10 protein-coding genes and 1 tRNA gene are annotated in these 18,309 nt (G+C 58.8%); 7 read left to right on the top strand and 4 right to left on the bottom strand.

What is annotated here, in order from left to right:
- The first annotated feature begins 186 nt into the window (after positions 1-186).
- Positions 187-735: a cysteine hydrolase family protein gene (locus CA85_RS04010; protein ID WP_146390033.1), complete on the top strand. Its 549-nt coding sequence runs from the start codon at positions 187-189 to the stop codon at positions 733-735.
- Between the two features lie 385 nt (positions 736-1,120).
- On the opposite strand, the gene CA85_RS04005 is transcribed toward CA85_RS04010, so the two are convergent.
- The 3 genes from CA85_RS04005 to CA85_RS03995 all read right to left on the bottom strand — a co-directional run bounded on the left by CA85_RS04005 (position 1,121) and on the right by CA85_RS03995 (position 6,400).
- The gene (locus tag CA85_RS04005) at positions 1,121-5,362 is read right to left on the bottom strand and encodes a DEAD/DEAH box helicase (RefSeq protein WP_146390032.1); all 4,242 of its coding nucleotides are present in this window, start codon (positions 5,360-5,362) and stop codon (positions 1,121-1,123) included.
- A 98-nt stretch (positions 5,363-5,460) separates the two neighbouring features.
- The gene (locus CA85_RS04000; protein WP_146390031.1) at positions 5,461-6,138 is read right to left on the bottom strand and encodes an ion transporter; all 678 of its coding nucleotides are present in this window, start codon (positions 6,136-6,138) and stop codon (positions 5,461-5,463) included.
- A gap of 177 nt (positions 6,139-6,315) precedes the next feature.
- Positions 6,316-6,400 (bottom strand) — tRNA-Leu (locus CA85_RS03995).
- Positions 6,401-6,558: 158 nt separating this feature from the next.
- Between CA85_RS03995 and recG the strand changes: the two genes are divergently transcribed.
- Together recG and CA85_RS03985 are read left to right on the top strand one after the other, a co-directional pair.
- Positions 6,559-8,811 carry an ATP-dependent DNA helicase RecG gene (gene recG, locus CA85_RS03990; RefSeq protein WP_146390030.1) on the top strand — a complete coding sequence of 751 codons (2,253 nt, stop codon included), beginning with the start codon at positions 6,559-6,561 and terminating at the stop codon, positions 8,809-8,811.
- 246 nt (positions 8,812-9,057) lie between these two features.
- Complete coding sequence (locus CA85_RS03985) at positions 9,058-9,618, top strand: hypothetical protein (RefSeq protein ID WP_146390029.1); 561 nt, start codon at positions 9,058-9,060, stop codon at positions 9,616-9,618.
- Between the two features lie 327 nt (positions 9,619-9,945).
- Here CA85_RS03985 and CA85_RS03980 read toward each other — a convergent pair whose 3' ends face one another.
- Positions 9,946-11,439: a Do family serine endopeptidase gene (locus CA85_RS03980; protein ID WP_146390028.1), complete on the bottom strand. Its 1,494-nt coding sequence runs from the start codon at positions 11,437-11,439 to the stop codon at positions 9,946-9,948.
- A 404-nt stretch (positions 11,440-11,843) separates the two neighbouring features.
- Between CA85_RS03980 and glgC the strand changes: the two genes are divergently transcribed.
- The 4 genes from glgC to CA85_RS03960 all read left to right on the top strand — a co-directional run bounded on the left by glgC (position 11,844) and on the right by CA85_RS03960 (position 18,267).
- Entirely contained in the window at positions 11,844-13,100 is a 1,257-nt protein-coding gene (gene glgC / locus CA85_RS03975; RefSeq protein WP_246112483.1) for a glucose-1-phosphate adenylyltransferase, read from the top strand.
- Between the two features lie 32 nt (positions 13,101-13,132).
- Complete coding sequence (locus tag CA85_RS03970) at positions 13,133-14,839, top strand: bifunctional riboflavin kinase/FAD synthetase (protein WP_146390026.1); 1,707 nt, start codon at positions 13,133-13,135, stop codon at positions 14,837-14,839.
- A 50-nt stretch (positions 14,840-14,889) separates the two neighbouring features.
- On the top strand, positions 14,890-15,882 hold the full coding sequence (locus tag CA85_RS03965) for a DHH family phosphoesterase (RefSeq protein WP_146390025.1): 993 nt from the start codon (positions 14,890-14,892) through the stop codon (positions 15,880-15,882).
- A 429-nt stretch (positions 15,883-16,311) separates the two neighbouring features.
- A complete protein-coding gene (locus CA85_RS03960; protein WP_146390024.1) occupies positions 16,312-18,267 on the top strand; it encodes a WD40/YVTN/BNR-like repeat-containing protein in 1,956 nt (651 codons plus the stop codon).
- The last annotated feature ends 42 nt before the right edge of the window (positions 18,268-18,309 follow it).

Below are 18,309 nucleotides of genomic sequence, written 5' to 3'. Positions count from 1 at the left end.
GATCCAGGCTAAAATTCACTCTCATCTCCGACAAATCAATCATTGGATACTGGAGCCATGTCTCCAAGATCTCCAGCCCACGCCTCCGTCGGATGAACCCAAAAAACTGCACGACCTACACGAAATGTGGAGCCTGGGTTTATACTCATCCTTCGATTCGTATCCCCGACATCGCCAGGTTTTCAGATGAACAGAGCCCTCTTAGTGATTGACGTGCAGCGTGAGTATTTCGACGGCGCGTTTCCCATTCGATATCCGGTCGGTCATCTCGAGGCGATTTTGGAATCAATGGACGCCGCCGAGCAAGCGAAGATTCCCACGGTGGTGATACGCCATCATCAAGCGGACCCCGAGTCGCCTGTCTTTCGCAAGGGCAGCGACATGTGGCAGTTGCTCGACGAAGTCGACTCCCGACCACGTGATCTGTTGGTCGACAAGCAATTGCCGGGGTCTTTCACCGATACACCCTTGGATGGTTTTCTGAAGGAGAGAAACATCGACACGGTTTGCATCGCGGGTTACATGACTCAGGTGTGCTGCGATACGACGGCCCGTCAAGCCTTTCATCGCGGATACCAGGTTGAGTTCCTGCGAGATGCAACGGGAACGCTGGATGTTGAGAACAAGGCTGGGTCAGTCACCGCGGAACAGCTCCAAGAGTCGATCCTGGTTGCTCAGCAGATGTTTATCAGCGATGTCATCGACCAGGGGACTTGGCTCGGCAGGATCGGTTGAACCGTCGGCAGGAGCTAGCTGCCAGCATCACGTGATCAATCAATAGCGTGTTCTGCGAAACCCTTTCGGTAGTGGACGAGGCGACGAGTCTGTCATCATCCACACATATCAGATCCCCTGTCAGCTTGTCTGACAGGAATCTCCGTTTTGTGATTAGAAAAATGGAGGGTTCGCTCCGCCCCCATGTGGGCTTGCCCCGCATGACAGCAACGTTTGTCGGCTCGGTTTCCTGTCAGACAAGCTGACAGGGGAACGCGTGTCGATGCTGCGGTTTTCTGATTGCAAAACTTAGCTTCCCGTGTGACAAGCACACGGGGGAGCAAACTTGTGGGCAACGCGGAACGCCTTGCTTCGTCCACGACGATATTGATTCCGCCCGCGTTCCTTAGCTTTGGATGAGTTTGAGGAGCTCTTCGGTCGACAACTTGCCTGGGCGGTCGGTGCCTTCCAGGAGGCTGTCGGCGAGGTCTCGTTTTTGCGAGTGCAGTTGGAGGATGCGCTCCTCGACCGTATCCGTGGTGATGAAGCGGTAGATCGTGACGGGGCGTTGTTGGCCGAGGCGGTGGGCCCGGTCGCTGGCTTGGTCCTCGACCGCAGGATTCCACCATGGGTCCATGTGCATGACGTAGTCGGCGGCGGTCAGGTTCAAACCAACACCCCCGGCCTTGAGGCTGATCAAGAACACATCTCCCTCGCCAGCTTGAAACGCTTCGACGCGTTTCTTGCGTTGGGCGGCCGGTGTCGAGCCGTCGAGGTACTGATACGAGATCCCGCGCTGATCAAGTTCCGCTTTCAGGATCGAAAGATGATCGACGAACTGGCTGAAGACCAGCACTTTGTGATTACCTTCCAGCAGTTCGGAAATGGTTTCGTTGAACAACGCGAGTTTGGTCGCGGGGATCCCTGCATTGGGCGTGACCAGATCGGGGTGGCAGCAGAACCGCCGCAGTCGCATCAGTTCGGCGAGGATTTTGATGTGGGTGGGGCGATCGTCGTCGTTGGTGTCCTCGAGATTCTTGACCGCTTTTCGCCGAAGAGCTTCGTACATCGCCGTTTCTTCGTCGCTCAGTTCGACCTGCAGTGTGATCTCAGTGCGTGAGGGAAGTTCATCGAGAACCTGCGACTTGGTGCGTCGCAAGATGAAGGGTTGGATCAACTTCTTGAGGTAACGCCGGGCCTCGTTATCGTTGTCGCGTTCGATTGGGATGGCAAACTTCTGATTGAAGCTGTCGCGTGAACCCAGCAAGCCAGGGTTGATGAATTGGAATAGATTCCAGAGCTCGCCGAGATGGTTTTCCATCGGCGTTCCGGTCAGGATCAGCCGGAAGTCACTGGTCAGCTTCATCGCGGCTTCGGACCGCCGGGTGTCGGCGTTCTTGATCGCTTGTGCTTCGTCGAGCACGATCGTATGCCAGTTTTGAGCATGCAGTTTTTCAGCTTCTTGGTGAAGCAGCCCGTAGCTGCAGATCACCACGTCGCGAGGTCCGAGACCGTGGAGCATCTCGGCGCGATCGCCGGGGCCGAACAGGTGCGGGGTCAGGGTCGGTGCGTAGCGGTTGATTTCGCTGGCCCAGTTGAACCCGACCGATGTCGGTGCGACCACGAGCGCGGGGCCGATGGAATGGGTGGCCGCACGGTTGGATTTGCGGCCGCGTGTTTTGCTCGAACCGGTCGGTCCGTTGGCGCGGTGCAGTAGCAAAGCGAGTGTTTGGATCGTCTTGCCCAACCCCATGTCATCGGCCAGGCACGCGCCGGCTCCCCACTGGGATAGTCTCGCCATCCATTCAAAGCCTTCGCGTTGGTAGTCGCGCAGGTCGGTGGTCAGTGTTGAGGGGATGGTGTAATCGATCTCATCGGCGTCACGAATCCGTCGCAGACAATCTTTCCAATGCTTATCCGATTTGACTTGGCAGGTCTCATCGACGTCTTGGATCGCGAGGGCGCGGATAGGTGGGATGCGAAGCCGGTCTTGATTGTGGTCGCCATAAGCGGACATCGCTTCGAGATGTTGGCGAAACTGGTTGGTCAAGGCCAAGAAGCGACCGTCATCGAGCTGCACAAAACGGTTGGGGCTGGCGTCGACCATGTCGAGCAACTGCATCATGTCCAAGGAGAGAGAATCGTTGACTTGGAGTGTTCCCGATGCGGCGAACCAATCACGGTCGCGGCGAATGTCGACCCGGAAGTCGCGGCCCGATGATTCGGCTATCAATTGCAGCGACTGGCCACGCGGCCAGTGCATTGTTAACTGCCCACGCGACACAGCGGCTTCGAGTTCCAACAGCGCCTCGAGAGCTTGGGTGGACGTGGACAGGTAGATCGTTTCGGCACCGAGATCCTCTGCCGAATCCCCCGGCTTGCGGCCGAGTTCGGCTAACAGGGAGGGGCAGTCCATCAAGACCGAGGCCAGCTGTTCACGTTCGGTATGGATTTGCCGCTTGGTGGCAAATGTTTCGTTGCCGATTTTGGCAACTACGGTTTCGGGACCGACGCCGGGTGCGAAGAAAGGCCCGTCGTCGCCGAAGGGGCGAACGCGAAAATCGAGCTGCAGGCCAGCTTCATAGGGGATGGCGTGGAGATGCGAATCGGAGTGGGGAGCGACGTTTTGGTCTGCCTGCATTTCGAGTTCCACTTCCGAGTGGATCGTGACCATGGAAGCTAGCGGGCTGATCGCTGCCATGGCGGCCGATTCCGCGGCAGCAGGCAGCGACAGCGTGCCATCGAGAACCTTGTGCAATTTCAATTGCTGGGGCGTGTATCGTACGACGGCATAGTGGTGCGAGTCGACCTTGGCAAACTGAAACCCATTCTCGATCGCGGCCCGTGTCGGCGGTGGTTGGAGCGAAATGGAGATCCTGCCCGCTTCGGAGCGGTCGATCTTCAGTTCAGGACTGGACTCGCTCACTTCCACCGTTCGTTGCCGCTCACCGACGGCGAACAAACGGGGATGGTTAACGAGGGCAGCGGCCAGTTTCGCGTCGTCAAAGTTGTACGACGTTTCCAGGTATCCGTAATGGCCTCGATAGGATTCGCTATCCAACGATTTGCAGATCAATTGGTCCTGGTCCGTAAGGAAATGGAACTCGGCATCCTGGTGCTTGGTATAGATTCGCTCCAGCGCCACGGGTCTGCCCTTGGTCCACGCCTTGCCGGATCGTTTTTGAATGAACGGGCGAACATCGACCCAGGACTCCCCTTTTCGACAATTCAGTTCCCAGATCATGCGCTCGTCGGTGAAGACCTCTTCGGTACCCACCTCGCCACTGCTGGTCTGGGTCGTGGTCAAACCGCGGATCGCATCGAGTGCTGTCTGCCACTGCGGAATCGGACGCTGCCAGTTGACGAGGCTACGCGATCCTACGTGTTGATGCAGTTGCTCAGCGACATCGCTGAGTTCGGCGTGAAGATCGAGAGGTGTTTCGCCCGCCAAGGCGGCCAGTTCCGCCGCCAAGTATCGATACCCGAGGGGCGCGTAGTCGAGACAGCCGTTGGGGAAACCGGGCAACGCCAGCGGTGCATCGGCCGGGGCGACCTTCCAAACCCAGAGGTACCCCGCAACCAATCGACCCAGCGGTGCTTGGGCTAGCGTGCCGAGATCCTCGACAAACTGAGGGGGCGAATGGGGATTGTCGTGGAATTTTTTCGCGCACTCGAAGAGGGGCACCAGGGACGCATAGTGATCCCCGCTAGCGCGGATGCGTTTGATCGTGGAGCTGATTTGCGATTTTGATGCCGAGGCGTCCGATCCGATCGACAACAGGAGGAAGTAGACACCCGCTAGTGAGTTGACAGCGGCGTCAGATATCCGACCGGCATCTTTGTATTTCAGGATGACGTTTTGGAAGGCCTTGCGGGCCTCATCGAAGTTTCCTCGCAGGAGCTCTCCGTAGCCGGAGATCGAAGGCACTAAATTGCCGAGACGATCGTCGAGTTCCTGCAAGGCGGCGAAGTTGCCCGCAGCGAGGTACGCGTCGGCGATCGCCATCACAAAGTCTTCATCAAGCTGTTCCGATTCAGCCAGCACGTCGGCTGCGAGCGACGCGAGATCGGCACTGCCTTTACCGCTCATGATCGACTGGGGTATCGCATCGGCGAGGTATCGCTGTTGGGAAACGAGCGGTAGCTTGGCGAAAAACGTGGCGTCAAAGGGATTGACGAAGGTGCTGAAATTAGTCGGTGGGTGGACTTGCTCAGCGAGCGTATCGAGTGATTCTCGATCACCCCGGAAGAATGCGATCTTTAAGTCGCGAGCGATGTGTTTGGGGTTGAGGCGGCGGTAGCTTTCACTCTCCAGAGGCCATTTTTTCTGAATCGTTTCGCTGATCCCATCAAAGCTGCCGTCCTTCCAGGCTGCCATGATCCAACGCGATCGGTTGGCAGGATGCATGATGACGCTTTGGTAAGACCCCTTCTCGATTTGACCTGCTTTCATGAGTTTATCGAGGCCGGGACCTAACGCCGCGATGGTTGTGACCTTGGGAGCCCGCCCTGGCCAATCGATCGATTTGAGCAGTTTGTTTAGGTTGGATCGATCGATCGCCTCGCCGGCGATCGCCAGAATTTGGCAGATGCAGGTTTGAGTCCGTGTGAGCGATTGGGAGGCAAGAGGTTTCGCGGTAGCGGGCATGACGCTTGATCTCGGTGTGATTGCTTACGGTTGCGGCCGGCAGGTGACTCGCTGACGTAGCTTGCCCCGAATTTGCCTGAAACGCAAGAAGCCCCCAGCTATTCCATGTCGCGGGCCTGCGAGAGCGCCGAGGCGACCAACCCGGCTGGAACTGCCACGATCCCCAAGCCAACCAATAGGATCACAAAGGTGAAACACTTGCCGCCGTTGGTTACCGGGTACACGTCGCCATAGCCCACCGTGGTGAGGGTGCAGACTGCCCACCACAAGCTGTGGAATACAGATGCAAATGCCTCGGGCTGCGCTTCGTTCTCGAACTGGTAAATTCCCACGGCGGCCAAATACAACACGATGCCAGCAGCGCTCAAAAACAACACCAATTCCTCATGAGCAATCACCGCTGCGCGGTGAAATCGCTGGATTGCCTTGTTGTATCTTCCCAGCTTGAGTATCCGAAAGAGCCGTAACAATCGCAGAGCCCGTAGTGAGCGGAGGTCAAAGCCGAGCTGCAAGTAGAAGGGCAGAATGGCCAATAGGTCGACGATGCCAAAGAAACTGAAGGCAAATCGCAGCGGTTTCTCAGCCATCGCAATCCGAGCCACGTATTCGACGGTAAAAACAGCAACGGTGAACACCTCGAACCATCGCAGCCACCGTCTCTGTTTCTCTGAGAGATCGGGCAACGTCTCGAGGGCGAAGGCGAGCAAGGAGGCGATAATCAGCCCCTGCAACCCAATGGAAACCGCCCTGGTCAGCCGTGCGCGATGCAGATCCATCACGGTAGAAAAAGCGATTTTTCGTTGCTGGACGAACGCACGATGTCGGCGAAACCATTTCGAAGAAAGGCCCGTAGGACGATCGCCATGGGCGGGTGGATCGGCGACTGCCTGAGCCGAGCGGATCCCAGAAGAACGCGCCGGCTCGCGATGCAAAAGCACTGCCGTCTCCACCAGTACGGATGAGAGGATTCGAACCTCCACGTCCTTATCGGACACTAGATCCTGAGTCTAGCGCGTCTGCCAATTCCGCCACATCCGCATGTGAGCGGCCCAGAATATCGTCTCGCAGGATTTTCGGCAAGCCATTGCTTTGCGAAGCTGCGAGCTCTTTCGGTCTTTGGCCGCCCACGGCCGAGCGTTAGGATAAGGTGGTAGAATACCGACTACCCGTGCCGTTTCATCCCGAAGCCTGCTGTTGTGACCGATCCAGCGAACCCCACGCCGCCGATTGCCGTGCCGCCATCGCAGTCAGCGACGGCTCGGACGGCTGAATTTGAGCTCAGCACGCCGCTGCAGTATCTCCCTGGAATGGGGCCCGCGCGGGCTGATCGGTTGCGAAAACTCGGGCTTCGCAAGGCTCAGGATGTGCTGTTCTTTTTCCCGCGAGAGCATCAGTTTCCGCCACCGCCGACCCGAGTGGATGACCTGCGTGAAGGCGTCGCAGCAACTTTTGTGGGGAAGATTACCGATGCCGAATTGGTCTCGCGGACGCCCGGCAAATCGCTGTTTGCGGCCATCGTGGAAAATGACTCGGGGGCGGTCCGGATCGTCTTTTTTAACCAACCTTTTCGCGCCGAGCAGCTGACGTTCTATCGCCATGTCAGGATCAGCGGCACACCGAAACTCGTCGGTTTGCGGTGGGAGTTCTCGCATCCCAAGTACGACTTGCTCGACGAGGCTGAGCTGGGCGGTGACGAGGGGCAGGAAACGGCTCCGCAGAATGGCGAGATTCTGCCGGTCTATCCGCTCACCGAGGGGATCAAGGATTACGAGCTGCGGCGGCTAACGCGGCGGGTGGCCGACGTGCTCGCTGAGGAAATTACCGAGGTGATGCCGGGTTCGCTGCGCCGCCAGGCTGCTACGCGGTTACGGGAAGCGGGCATCGATCTAGTCGGCGACCTGCCGGATATCGGCACGACGTTGCGAGATATCCATGCGCCACCGTCAGCGGAAAAATTGAATGCCGCGCGCTCCCGATTGGTCTTTCAGGAACTCTTGGTGATGCAGTTGGCTCTGGCAATGCGGCGCACCTCGTTGACAGGGCGATTGCAAGCTCCGGAGATGCCCTGCACGGCCCAGATTCGGCAGCGCATCCTGCGACGATTTCCCTTCGAGCTGACCGCCGACCAAGACCGGGTGATCAGCGAGATTGCTCGCGAGATGGGACGGCAGTTTCCCATGAATCGGTTGCTGCAGGGCGATGTGGGCAGCGGCAAAACCGTGGTGGCGATCTTTGCCATGATGTTGGCCGTTGCCAATGGCCATCAAGCCACGCTGATGGCACCCACCGAAGTGCTGGCCCGTCAGCACTACCAAACCCTCACCAAAATACTCGCCGATAGCCGGGTGCGAATCGGATTGTTGTGCGGTTCGTTGACGGCGGCTGAGCGGCGTCAAACCCTCGCCCAGATCGCAGCGGGAGAACTCGATTTGATCGTCGGCACGCAGGCGCTCGTCTATGACATCGAGTTTCACTCACTCGGTTTGTGCGTGATCGATGAACAGCACAAATTCGGCGTGCGGCAGCGAGTGCAGCTGCGTTCGGGAGGCATCGATCCGCACTACCTCGTCATGTCGGCCACGCCGATCCCGCGAAGTGTGGCGATGACGCAGTTCGGGGATGTCGACCTCAGCACGCTGCGCGAGAAGCCTGCTGGGCGGGGGGAAGTGCACACTTATCTTGCGGGCGACAAATGGCGCGATCGCTGGTGGGATTTCGTGCGGCAGCGGCTCGCCGAAGGCCGCCAAGCCTACGTGGTGGCGCCCCGTGTCGGAGAGGACGCGACCGGCGACGCTGATTCGCTCGGCGGAGAGAACGGGCCGGAGGAGGAGACTGAAGACGTGACCTCGGTCAGCCGCACGTTTGAGCGTTTACGCGACGACGTTTTCCCTGAGCATCGCGTTGAATTGCTGCATGGGCGGATGAAGCCGGAGGCCAAGCAGGCTGTCATGTTGCGGTTCGCGGGCGGGGAGATCGATGTTCTCGTCAGCACGACCGTGATCGAAGTGGGCGTGGACGTGGCCAACGCGACCGTGATGACGATCCTGGGGGCCAATCGCTTCGGTCTGGCCCAGTTGCACCAGCTCCGCGGCCGGATTTCGCGAGGCAGGCACGCGGCGCACGTGTGCGTGTTTACCGACGGCGAGCGGTCGCCTGAGGAGAGCGAACGTTTGCAGGTGTTCGAGCAGACGTCGGACGGCTTTGAGATCGCCGAAGCAGACTTTCGACTCCGCGGCCCCGGTGACCTGCTGGGGAAAAAACAGAGTGGCCTCGCCCCGCTGCGGATCGCGGACTTGAACCGCGACGTCGAGACGCTGCAGGTTGCCCGGGCGATGGCCCAGGACCTGATCGATGAAGACCCGGCGATGGAGGAGCCGGAATCGGCGGCGCTGCGTGATCAGGTCTTGAGACGCTACGGAGAGAGGCTCGATCTGGGCGACGGGGCGTGATGGGTTTCCGATCTCACGGTGGATACGCCGACTGCATGGCGGATTCACCGACGCGATTTCTCGTATCTGCGCTACGGGCTAGGCGTTTCGGCGGGTGGGGGTGAGTGGCGAGTTGGGATGGAGGTCGGAACCAAAGCCGGTGTTAGGGCGTCAAAAGTTGTTGGGCGATGGTAGAATATTGTCCGTCCCAGGCAGATTGCGGAGGGACCGCGGGTCTGTGATGCGAAACTTCATGAGGATTGAATAATGAAACGCTTGGTACTGCCCCTTGTCGTGTCGGTGCTCGTCGCCAGCGGCGCGATGGCTCAGAAGTCTTCGGATGAAACGAAGTTTTCGGGGCCGAACAAGGATGTGACCTATCGGCTGTTATGGTTGATCGAGTCCGACGATGAGAACCGGCGGTCCTACCAGGGGCCCGCTCGCGAGGGTCTGTCCTCGGCAGGTTATGGGCGGCTGGTCGTGGCGGGGTCGGCGACGGCGATGGTCGCCGTGGGGCAGCGGAGCAGCGTGATGGGCACGTCCCGCTATGGCCAGATGACGACGACCCTCTCACTGCTCAACACAAGCGATCGCAACCAATTCGAAATCAAGATCAACATGCTGACGAAGGATCGGTCGCCGACGAGCCTCGAGACCACCGCGCGGGTTCCCAAGGGCCGTTGGTTCTTGGTCGGCAGTGCAGACTCGCGAGCGGGACAAGCGATTGATGCCGATGACGGTAAACGCGCCGTCGCCATCATGCGGATTGACGAGGGCGTGCTGCTGCTCGACGAACCTCAAGAAGCTGCGGAAACGCAAGGAGATTGAGCAGTTTTCTAATTTGCACATTGTCGCTTCGGCGTGTGCTTGTCACACGCCGAAGCGACGTTTTCCAATTAGAGAACCGCGGTATCGACACGCGTTCCCCGGTCAGCTTGTCTGACAGGAAACCATGTCGATCAACTTTGCTGTCAGGCGGGGCAATCCCGCACGGGAGCGGGGTGAATGCTCCATCTTGATCTAATCACAAAACGGAGATTCCTGTCAGACAAGCTGACAGGGGATCCGGTTTTGCGAGTAATGACGGACTCGTCGCCTCGTCCACTACAGAACAGCAAAATTCGCCGAGTGCACCACTCAGCGTTCCTGCATCGCTTAACGGATAACCAGGAGCATCTTCGTGTTGCCCCGGCGGACGACAACTTGCAGGGGCACTTCCTGTTGTTTCGCCGTCGCCAGGGCTTTGGTCAGCTGTTGGACTGATTTCACCGGGCGTCCGCCGGCGGTCTCGATCACGTCACCGGCCTGCAGTCCCGCTTGGGCTGCGATCCCTTGGTCGCTCACGCTGGTCACGATCAAGCCGCTTTCGAGATCCGAGTAGCCGTACTGGCGAGCCGAGTCTGGGGTGACGGGTTCGAGCTCGGCGCCCCAGGGCGACCCCATGTTGAACATCGCCATCGCTTTGTCGGTGCGCAATTGCAGGTTCACGGTCACTTCCATTTCCTGGCCGTGACGGTTGATTTTCATCTGCACACTTTCACCTGGCGAGCGGCTGGCGATGTAGTTCACCAATCGAGCGCTGGTGGTGACGGGGCGTCCATCGGTTTCCAGGACCACGTCGCCCGGCTGCAGGTCGGCATTGGCTGCGGGTTGACCTTCGAGGACGCCGCGGATGAGGGCTCCCTTGTTGACTTTCAGTCCGAATTCCGTGACGACTTCCGGGGTCACATCAGCGACTTGAGCGCCGAGGAAACCGCGCCGAACCTCACCGTTTTCAATAATGGAATCCAGGACAGGCCGGGCCAATGCGACGGGGATGGCAAAGCCGATGCCAGCGCTGGTGCCTGAGCGGGAGAGGATCGCGGTATTGATGCCGACGAGTTCACCGTGCAGGTTGACCAACGGGCCGCCCGAGTTTCCGGGATTGATCGCGGCATCGGTTTGCAGAAAGTCTTCGAATCCTTGTCCGCCATCGACGATGCCTTGGACGCGGTTTTTACCGCTGATGATGCCCGCGGTGACGGTTTGGTCGAGGCCGAAGGGGCTGCCGATGGCGAGCACCCAGTCGCCGACGCCGATCGCTTCACTGTCGCCAAAGGGCACAGGTTGTAGATCGGTGCGGTCAATCTTCAGGACCGCGAGATCCGTTTCGGGGTCGGTGCCCACGACTTCGGCCTCCAGTTTGGTACCGCTATTGAGTTCGACGGTGACGATATCTGCACCCGCGACGACGTGATTGTTTGTCAGGATATAACCGTCTTGGCGAACGATCACTCCGCTGCCCTGGCCTTGTTGTTGCGGTTGTGGCTCGGCTCCGCCACGACGGTTTCCGTTGCCAAAGTACTGTTCAAAGCCGCGTGGCAATTGCTGGCGGAGGTTCGGCGGCAATTGACGCACACGGGCATTGAGATCGGTTTGCGTGCTGATGCTCACGACGCTTGGACGCATGACTTCGGAGACGCTACGAAATGCCGACGAGATGTCTTGGGCGGTATTGAGGCTTTCGGCGGAGGTCCGGTCGCGGATTTGCTGATCAGCGTGGGCCTCTGAGTTCGCCGCACGCGGTAGGCTCATCATCAAGCCGAAGAGAAGGGTGGCGGCCCAGGCGGACGCCAAGACGATACTGATTCGCTTCCAAGGCAGTTGCATGATTGGATTCTCCGTGACGGGGAAAGGGGAGGGATAGTCGCAAACCTGTGAAAAACTGCGGGTCACGCCTGCGGTTCGCGGGTATTTGGATTGCAGTGAAGTTTCTGTGACGAATGCACGTGAACCTCCTACGCGGCCAAATCCATTTTGGTTGATCATCGACGCCCGATGCCCGCGCGTCAAATTTGGCAGATCGCTCGACTGCGACAAAATTGCCGAAGCAAACAGCGCACCCATTTGCTAGATTATTGCCTGGGTTTCGGAATCGCCGTGTCGACGAACACCCTTATTCGCTGTAGGAAGGGGGCAATGCTCCTGATTAGCCGACGTTGGCAGTCCAGCGGAGTCGAACTTTTGCCGTGGAGCTGGTTCGCAGTGCGCCTTGGGAAACGATGGATCTGAACATGATGCAACAAACCCTGACGGTCATTTTGGCGGGAGGTCGTGGCTCGCGGCTCGAGCCGCTGACGCGGGATCGGGCGAAACCCGCCGTGCCCATCGGTGGCTGCTACCGGATTATCGACTTCGTGTTGAGCAATTGTCTCAACAGCGGGATGCGCCGGGTGCTGATGTTGACGCAGTACAAAGCCCAGTCGCTCGATCGGCATATCCAGCTTGCATGGACGAACTACTTTTGCCGCGAACTCGGCGAATTCATCGATGTCGTCCCCCCTCAGCAGCGGATCGATGACAACTGGTACCAGGGTACCGCCGACGCGGTGTACCAGAATATTTATGCCATCGAGCGAGAACTGCCCGAGTACGTGGTCGTGCTCGCCGGCGACCATCTGTACAAGATGAACTATCGATCGATGGTCGACTTTCACCGTTGCAAAGGGGCCGATATTACCGTGGGCGCCTTGTCGGTGGACCGCAGGGAAGCGCATCAGTTCGGTGTGATGCAGGTCGACGAGAACGATCGGTTGGTCGAGTTTCAAGAGAAGCCGGAGGACCCCCAGGGGACGTTGGGCAATCCCGATGTCTGTTTGGCATCGATGGGAATTTACGTCTTCAGCACGCGGTACCTGTTCGAACGCTTGTGCGACGACGCTACCGACCCCAACAGCAGCCATGACTTTGGCAAAGACATCATTCCCGCAGCGATCACCGACAGCAATGTCTTCGCATTTCCCTTCACGGACGAGAATCGCAAGTCGGATGCGTATTGGCGTGACGTGGGGACGATCGAGGCTTACTACGAAGCCAACATGGATCTCGTTCGCGTCGACCCACAACTCAACCTGTATGATTCCCAGTGGCCGATTCGCTCGTTTCGTCCCCAGTTGCCACCGCCCAAGTTCGTCTTTGGCAGTGATGGAGGATCAACGCGTCAAGGCGTGGCGATGGATTCGATCATCTGCCAGGGTGCGATCATCAGCGGTGGCAGTGTGATGCGATCGATCATCGGAGCAGGCTGCCGGATTCGTAGTTACTCCCAGATCGAAGACAGTATCCTGTTCGATGATGTCGAGGTGGGGCGGCACAGTCGCATTCGCCGGGCGATCATCGATAAGGGTGTTCGGATCCCACCGGAGATGGAGATCGGCTACGATCCGGTCGCGGATGCTGAGCGTGGGTTGCGGGTGACCGAGACGGGGTTGGTCGTTATCGCACGCGGTGAGCTGATCCCCACTCAAGATTCCGCTTCATCGTTGGCCTGATCGAGTCGGGTCGGCCCCAATCCTTGCTGCTTATGTCGCCTCCCGATTTCGTTTTGCTGATCGCTGGCGTGTTGCTGGGATGCGCGCTTCTGGGCGTTGGATATTGGGCTGGCCGGCGGAATCGGCGGCTCGAATCCTATCGCGTCGAGGCGCATACGGATGCCATGACGGGCCTGGCCAACCGCCGCGCCTTCGACAAACAGCTCGACTCGATGTGCCGGCCCGGTGGTGATCGGGGATCGTGGTTTACGCTGGCTCTGATCGATATTGATCATTTCAAGGCGATCAACGACACCCATGGTCATCCTGCGGGCGACGTCGTGTTGCAGCGAGTCGCCGCCATATTGGCGAGCGGTTTGCCGGGGGCGACTGTTGTGGCTCGATTCGGCGGTGATGAGTTTGCCGTGGTGATGCCGGCCCCCACGCAGGAGGTTGCCGGTCCCATCGATCAACTGCGCCGCCGTGTTGCCGCGACCTCGGTCGAGGTGGGCCCCGTTCAGATCGAGGTTTCGATCAGCGTGGGAGTGAGCGAATTCCGGGGCGACGAGGAGGGCGGCGCCCTTGTTCGGCGGGCTGACGAAAGACTCTACCGAGCCAAGAATGAGGGGAGAAATCGCGTCTGTTTCGACGCTGCCCTAACAGAATCGGGATCGATCAGGCATACTGGCGGGCTCATCCGCTCCGATTTCGAGAACGATACCCACCTGGAAATGACATCACCCTGCCCTGCCCCCATTCTGACCTGCACGCTCGACGAGTTGGAAACCAACGCGGCGGTGCGAGATCGGGTCAAGCAGGGGGCGGTCAGCATCGGTAATTTTGACGGGGTGCACGTGGGGCATCGAGAACTGCTCGGCCGCGTCGCGGCGGCGGCCGAGCGAGTCGGCGGCCCGGCCGTCGTGGTGGTGCTCGACCCACATCCGGCCACGGTGCTGCGGCCGCACAGTGCACCGGCCCGTCTGACCACGATCGCTCGGCGTGCGGAACTGATGGGCGGACTCGGAATTGACGCGCTCGTCGTCTGTCCGGCCACGCAGGAGTTCCTCAATCGCACCGCTGACGACTTTTTTGATTTGTTGATCTCCGATCGGTTGCAGGCGGAGGCGATCGTCGAGGGGCCGAACTTCTTTTTTGGCCGGGACCGCGGCGGCGACGTCAACCGATTACGGACTCTGTGTCAACAGACGGGAAAATCGCTCGAGGTGGTCGAGCCGAGACTCAAGGGGCAGCGAATGGTCAGCAGTTCTCGCATCCGCGAAGCGATTGCGGCGGGCGAGATCGCGTCAGCCAACGCGATGTTGCAATCGGTCTATCAAGTTCGAGGGCAGGTCGCTCGGGGCGAAGGTCGCGGCCGCACTCTGGGCTTCCCGACCGCCAATCTCGTTGATATCGCGACACTCGTTCCCGGCCATGGCGTCTACGCCGCGCTCGTTACGCGAGACGCTACAGGTGAAGTCGTTACGGCAGAGAGCAGCGCCGGGGCTGGGGCAGTGGGGTCAGGCGAGGACGGCTCACCACTGCTCGCTGCGGTGCACGTCGGTCCCAATCCCACCTTCGACGATGATCAACGCACCAAGGTCGAAGTCCACTGTTTGGACTATGATGGCGACCTGTATGATCAGATGGTCACTGTCCATTGGCTCGAGCAGATCCGCGGTGTTGAGAAATTCGACAGTGCCGACGCCCTCGCGGAGCAGATTCGTCGCGACGTCGCCGCGGTTCGCCAATTCACCCCGTAGCCACCCGATTTTTATTACCGTTTGTTCATCTTTAAAAAGAAAGAGTCTCCGTGGGAGTCAATTGGAAAGCCTTCGTCGATCAGGTTAGTCATTACCAGTCCTTCGTATTGGTCAGTCACATCCGTCCGGACTGTGATGCGTTGGGCAGCGAACTCGGCATGGCCGAAGTGCTCCGAGCGATCGGCAAGGACGTCCGGATCATCAATGCGCACCGCACCCCGCCCGCACTCTCGTTTCTCGATCCCGCAGGCAATATCGATGTGCTCGGTGACAGCGTCGAAGCGGAGGACGTGAAGGCCGACTGCATCATGATTCTCGACACGAGTGCCTGGGCGCAGCTCGGCGACATGGGCGACGTCATCCGGGCCTCGCGCGCCGACAAGATGGTGCTCGATCACCATGTGGGCGAAGATGAACTCGGTGCGACGATGTACAAGGACTACCAGGCGGAAGCCACTGGGCAGCTCGTCGTCCAGGCCGCTGATGCGTTCGGCGTGCCGCTCACTCGCGCCATGGCGGTTCCTGTTTTCGCTGCGATCGCCACGGACACCGGTTGGTTCCGTTTCCCCTCAGTCACGCCGGAAACCTACCAGGTGATCGCGCGGTTGATGGAAGTCGGTGTCGTGCCCAGCGAAGTGTATGGCGACCTGTACGAACGTGACACGCTCGGCCGCTTGAAACTCCGTGGCTTGATTCTCTCTCGCACGACAGCGGAATTGGACGGCGCGCTGGTCTATACGTATGTCAAGAAGGAAGACTTTGCAGCCTGCGGAGCAGAAGCCAGTGATACCGAAGACGCCATCAATTTGACATTGTCTGTGCGGGGGACCCAGGCGGCTGTGATCTTCGTTGAACAGCTCCGCGGCGGATTCAAGCTATCCTTCCGCAGCCGATGTGCGATGGATTGCAACGAGATCGCAAGGCAGTTCAATGGGGGTGGCCACAAGGCCGCTGCAGGCGCCTTCCAAGAAGGAGCGCTGGCTGATGTTCAGGACAAAGTATTGCCCGTCGTCCGCGAAGCACTCCAACGCGCACTCGCCTGAGCATGCCCGGGTATCTGCCGAGCAACGACCCAGAGAGTCGAGCGAGGCGGTGGAGTTCTCTTCACCGCCCTGACCAATCAAAAGGCGTGCTCGCTTGATTTACCGCTGGACTGCGATAGCACCCCCGTCGCCGCGTTTGATCAGTCCTCCCCGTTTGATCGATCCCCGCTAGGATCGTTATTGTCTCAACGGGGCAATTCTATGACAGCCCCAGGCATTGGCTGGGGATCCTCTAGCAAACTGGAATTCGTCATCGTGCAAGCAACCCTGCCCTCTCTTGTCTTATTGGTGATGAGCATTGTTTCATCAAGTGCTTGCGTTTCAACAGATGCCTTCGCAGATTCAGTCTGGACTCCTTTTGGTCCTGGCGGTGGTGGGTGGATCGAAGATGTTGTCGCGCATCCGACCAATCCTAACGAAGTCTGGGCAATGACCGATTTGTCGGGTCTGTTCCGCTCGCAGGATGCTGGGATCACTTGGCGTAAGATGTCCGCTGATGTCGAACGCGGCGTGATGGCGAGGAAACAAATTGTTTCACACAATCGTCAGTTTGCAATTGACCCCAAGGAACCTCAACGGATGTACTGGGGAACCTGTGGCATGATTTGGGGCAGTCATGATGGCGGCGTCAAATGGGTGCCAGTCCTTGGGCAACCACCGTCGGTAGGCGATGACAGAACGCCGGGCATTGGGCACGCCATCGACGTTGCTCCCGACGGTAGTGTGTACGCGTTGGATTCCATGAATGTCCTGCGTGTCTCGCACGATCATGGGGCATCCTGGGACGAGCTGACTTCGCCTCCGATTGCGAAAAATTCCTCCGACACGCCTGCGTTTCCGATCACGCTTTCTGATGGAACTCTGTGTGTTGCCTGCCGGCCATCAAAAGGGCTTGCCGTGTCGCGAGATGGCGGTTTGACATGGAACCTGGCTCTGAAGGACAGTGTCATACTCAGTGCCAAGGCAACATTGCGGGAGGCAACGTCAGTAAACACTTCGAGCGGCAGCGGTCTGTTTGCTTTCGACTCGAACGGGAATCTGCATCGCAGCACAGATAGTGCAGCCACGTTCGAGATCATCAAGTCATCTCCACACAGCTGGAAGCCGGGGCAGCGATTTGCGGGCGGCATTGCGGTCACCGGCAAAGGCAACGTCATGCTCTGGGCGTTGGGTGAGCTGAGCGTGAGTTCAGACTGGGGTGAAAACTGGACACATCGCTCCATCGAAGAAAATTGGGATCGCGGCTCCTATCCAGGCATGAATCGTTACGCTTCACCCGAAGGAAAATGCAGCGCGCTGACGGTCACTTCCGATGGAAAGACATGGCTGAAGTGTGATAGCTCACTGATGTGCCGAAGCACGGACGATGGGATGACTTGGACCGGCTGCACAACGGGGCTGCAGGTGCTGTGTTACTTCCAGGGGCCGGCCGTCAGCCCGCACGATCCGAAACAAGCGATGGTGGCTGCGCTCGATCAAGGCGTCTTCAAGACCGACGATGGTGGTGGGACGTGGAGGCCGATGCGTATTCAATCCGAATGGTGGAACGATGACTGGCGGAACCATGACGGCAGCGTCGTCAAAGCCCATCCCACCAAGCCTGGGACTTGGTTTGCCGTCATTCATGGTTACGGAGGAACGCGGCACCCACGTCTGCACCGTAGCGACGACGGAGGCGAAAGCTGGGTGCTTTTGCTCGATTTGAAACAGGAGTTCGGTGGCCAGTGGGGCAGATGGCTCGATGACAACGAGATGACGGATCTCTGCTTTGATCCATCCAACCCGAATGTCATGCATTTAAGCAACTACCAGCTTGGTGTCTTCAAGAGTGCGGATGGTGGTGCCAGCTGGAAGCACACGCTTCAAACGAAAAACGCTCTCAACCTAATGACAAGTCCTAGTGGACAACATGTCTATGTGCAGTGCCTTAAACGAACCGGTCTCTACGCGAGCCACGACCGAGGTGAATCGTGGGAGATTGCTCATGCCGCTGATGGTGTAGACGGCATCGCTCATCACCCTCATGAAGAAAATACCCTCTATGTATCTGATGGCCAGCACACGAACTACTGGAGCTACAAGGGAACCCGACCCGCCAAGCTTCTTAAGAGCACCGATGCGGGAAAAAGCTGGAGCGAGCTGGCTGCGCTCGACAGCGGCCCGTTATACGTTGACCCAGTGAAACCGAGTGTTATGTTGATGAGCACATTGCACGGTGGCAGAGGCATCCTACGTAGTACCGACGCAGGTCAAACTTGGCACGACTTTCACGCTGATGCGCCTAGCTATACAGCACGTGGATTTACCTACGGGGGCAAGCCAGGAAGCGTCATCTATCATATGTTCGGTAACCAGGCGAGAACCGAGACAGTCTACCGTCCCTAAGCAACACACGATGAATAAGTGTCGGTTTTAGTCGTATCCGTT

Source organism: Allorhodopirellula solitaria, from assembly GCF_007859855.1.
Taxonomy (GTDB): domain Bacteria; phylum Planctomycetota; class Planctomycetia; order Pirellulales; family Pirellulaceae; genus Rhodopirellula; species Rhodopirellula solitaria.
Note: the sequence above shows the minus strand (reverse complement) of the source record. Positions and strands in the feature narration are given on the sequence as shown.

Bases quoted from the DNA above. Each gene is read 5' to 3' on its own strand.
- CA85_RS03985 (WP_146390029.1), top strand. From the start codon at position 9,058: ATGAAACGCTTGGTACTGCCCCTTGTCGTGTCGGTGCTCGTCGCCAGC.
- CA85_RS04005 (WP_146390032.1), bottom strand. From the start codon at position 5,362: ATGCCCGCTACCGCGAAACCTCTTGCCTCCCAATCGCTCACACGGACT.
- CA85_RS04000 (WP_146390031.1), bottom strand. From the start codon at position 6,138: ATGGATCTGCATCGCGCACGGCTGACCAGGGCGGTTTCCATTGGGTTG.
- CA85_RS03970 (WP_146390026.1), top strand. From the start codon at position 13,133: ATGTCGCCTCCCGATTTCGTTTTGCTGATCGCTGGCGTGTTGCTGGGA.
- glgC (WP_246112483.1), top strand. From the start codon at position 11,844: ATGATGCAACAAACCCTGACGGTCATTTTGGCGGGAGGTCGTGGCTCG.
- CA85_RS03980 (WP_146390028.1), bottom strand. From the start codon at position 11,439: ATGCAACTGCCTTGGAAGCGAATCAGTATCGTCTTGGCGTCCGCCTGG.
- CA85_RS03960 (WP_146390024.1), top strand. From the start codon at position 16,312: ATGACCGATTTGTCGGGTCTGTTCCGCTCGCAGGATGCTGGGATCACT.
- CA85_RS04010 (WP_146390033.1), top strand. From the start codon at position 187: ATGAACAGAGCCCTCTTAGTGATTGACGTGCAGCGTGAGTATTTCGAC.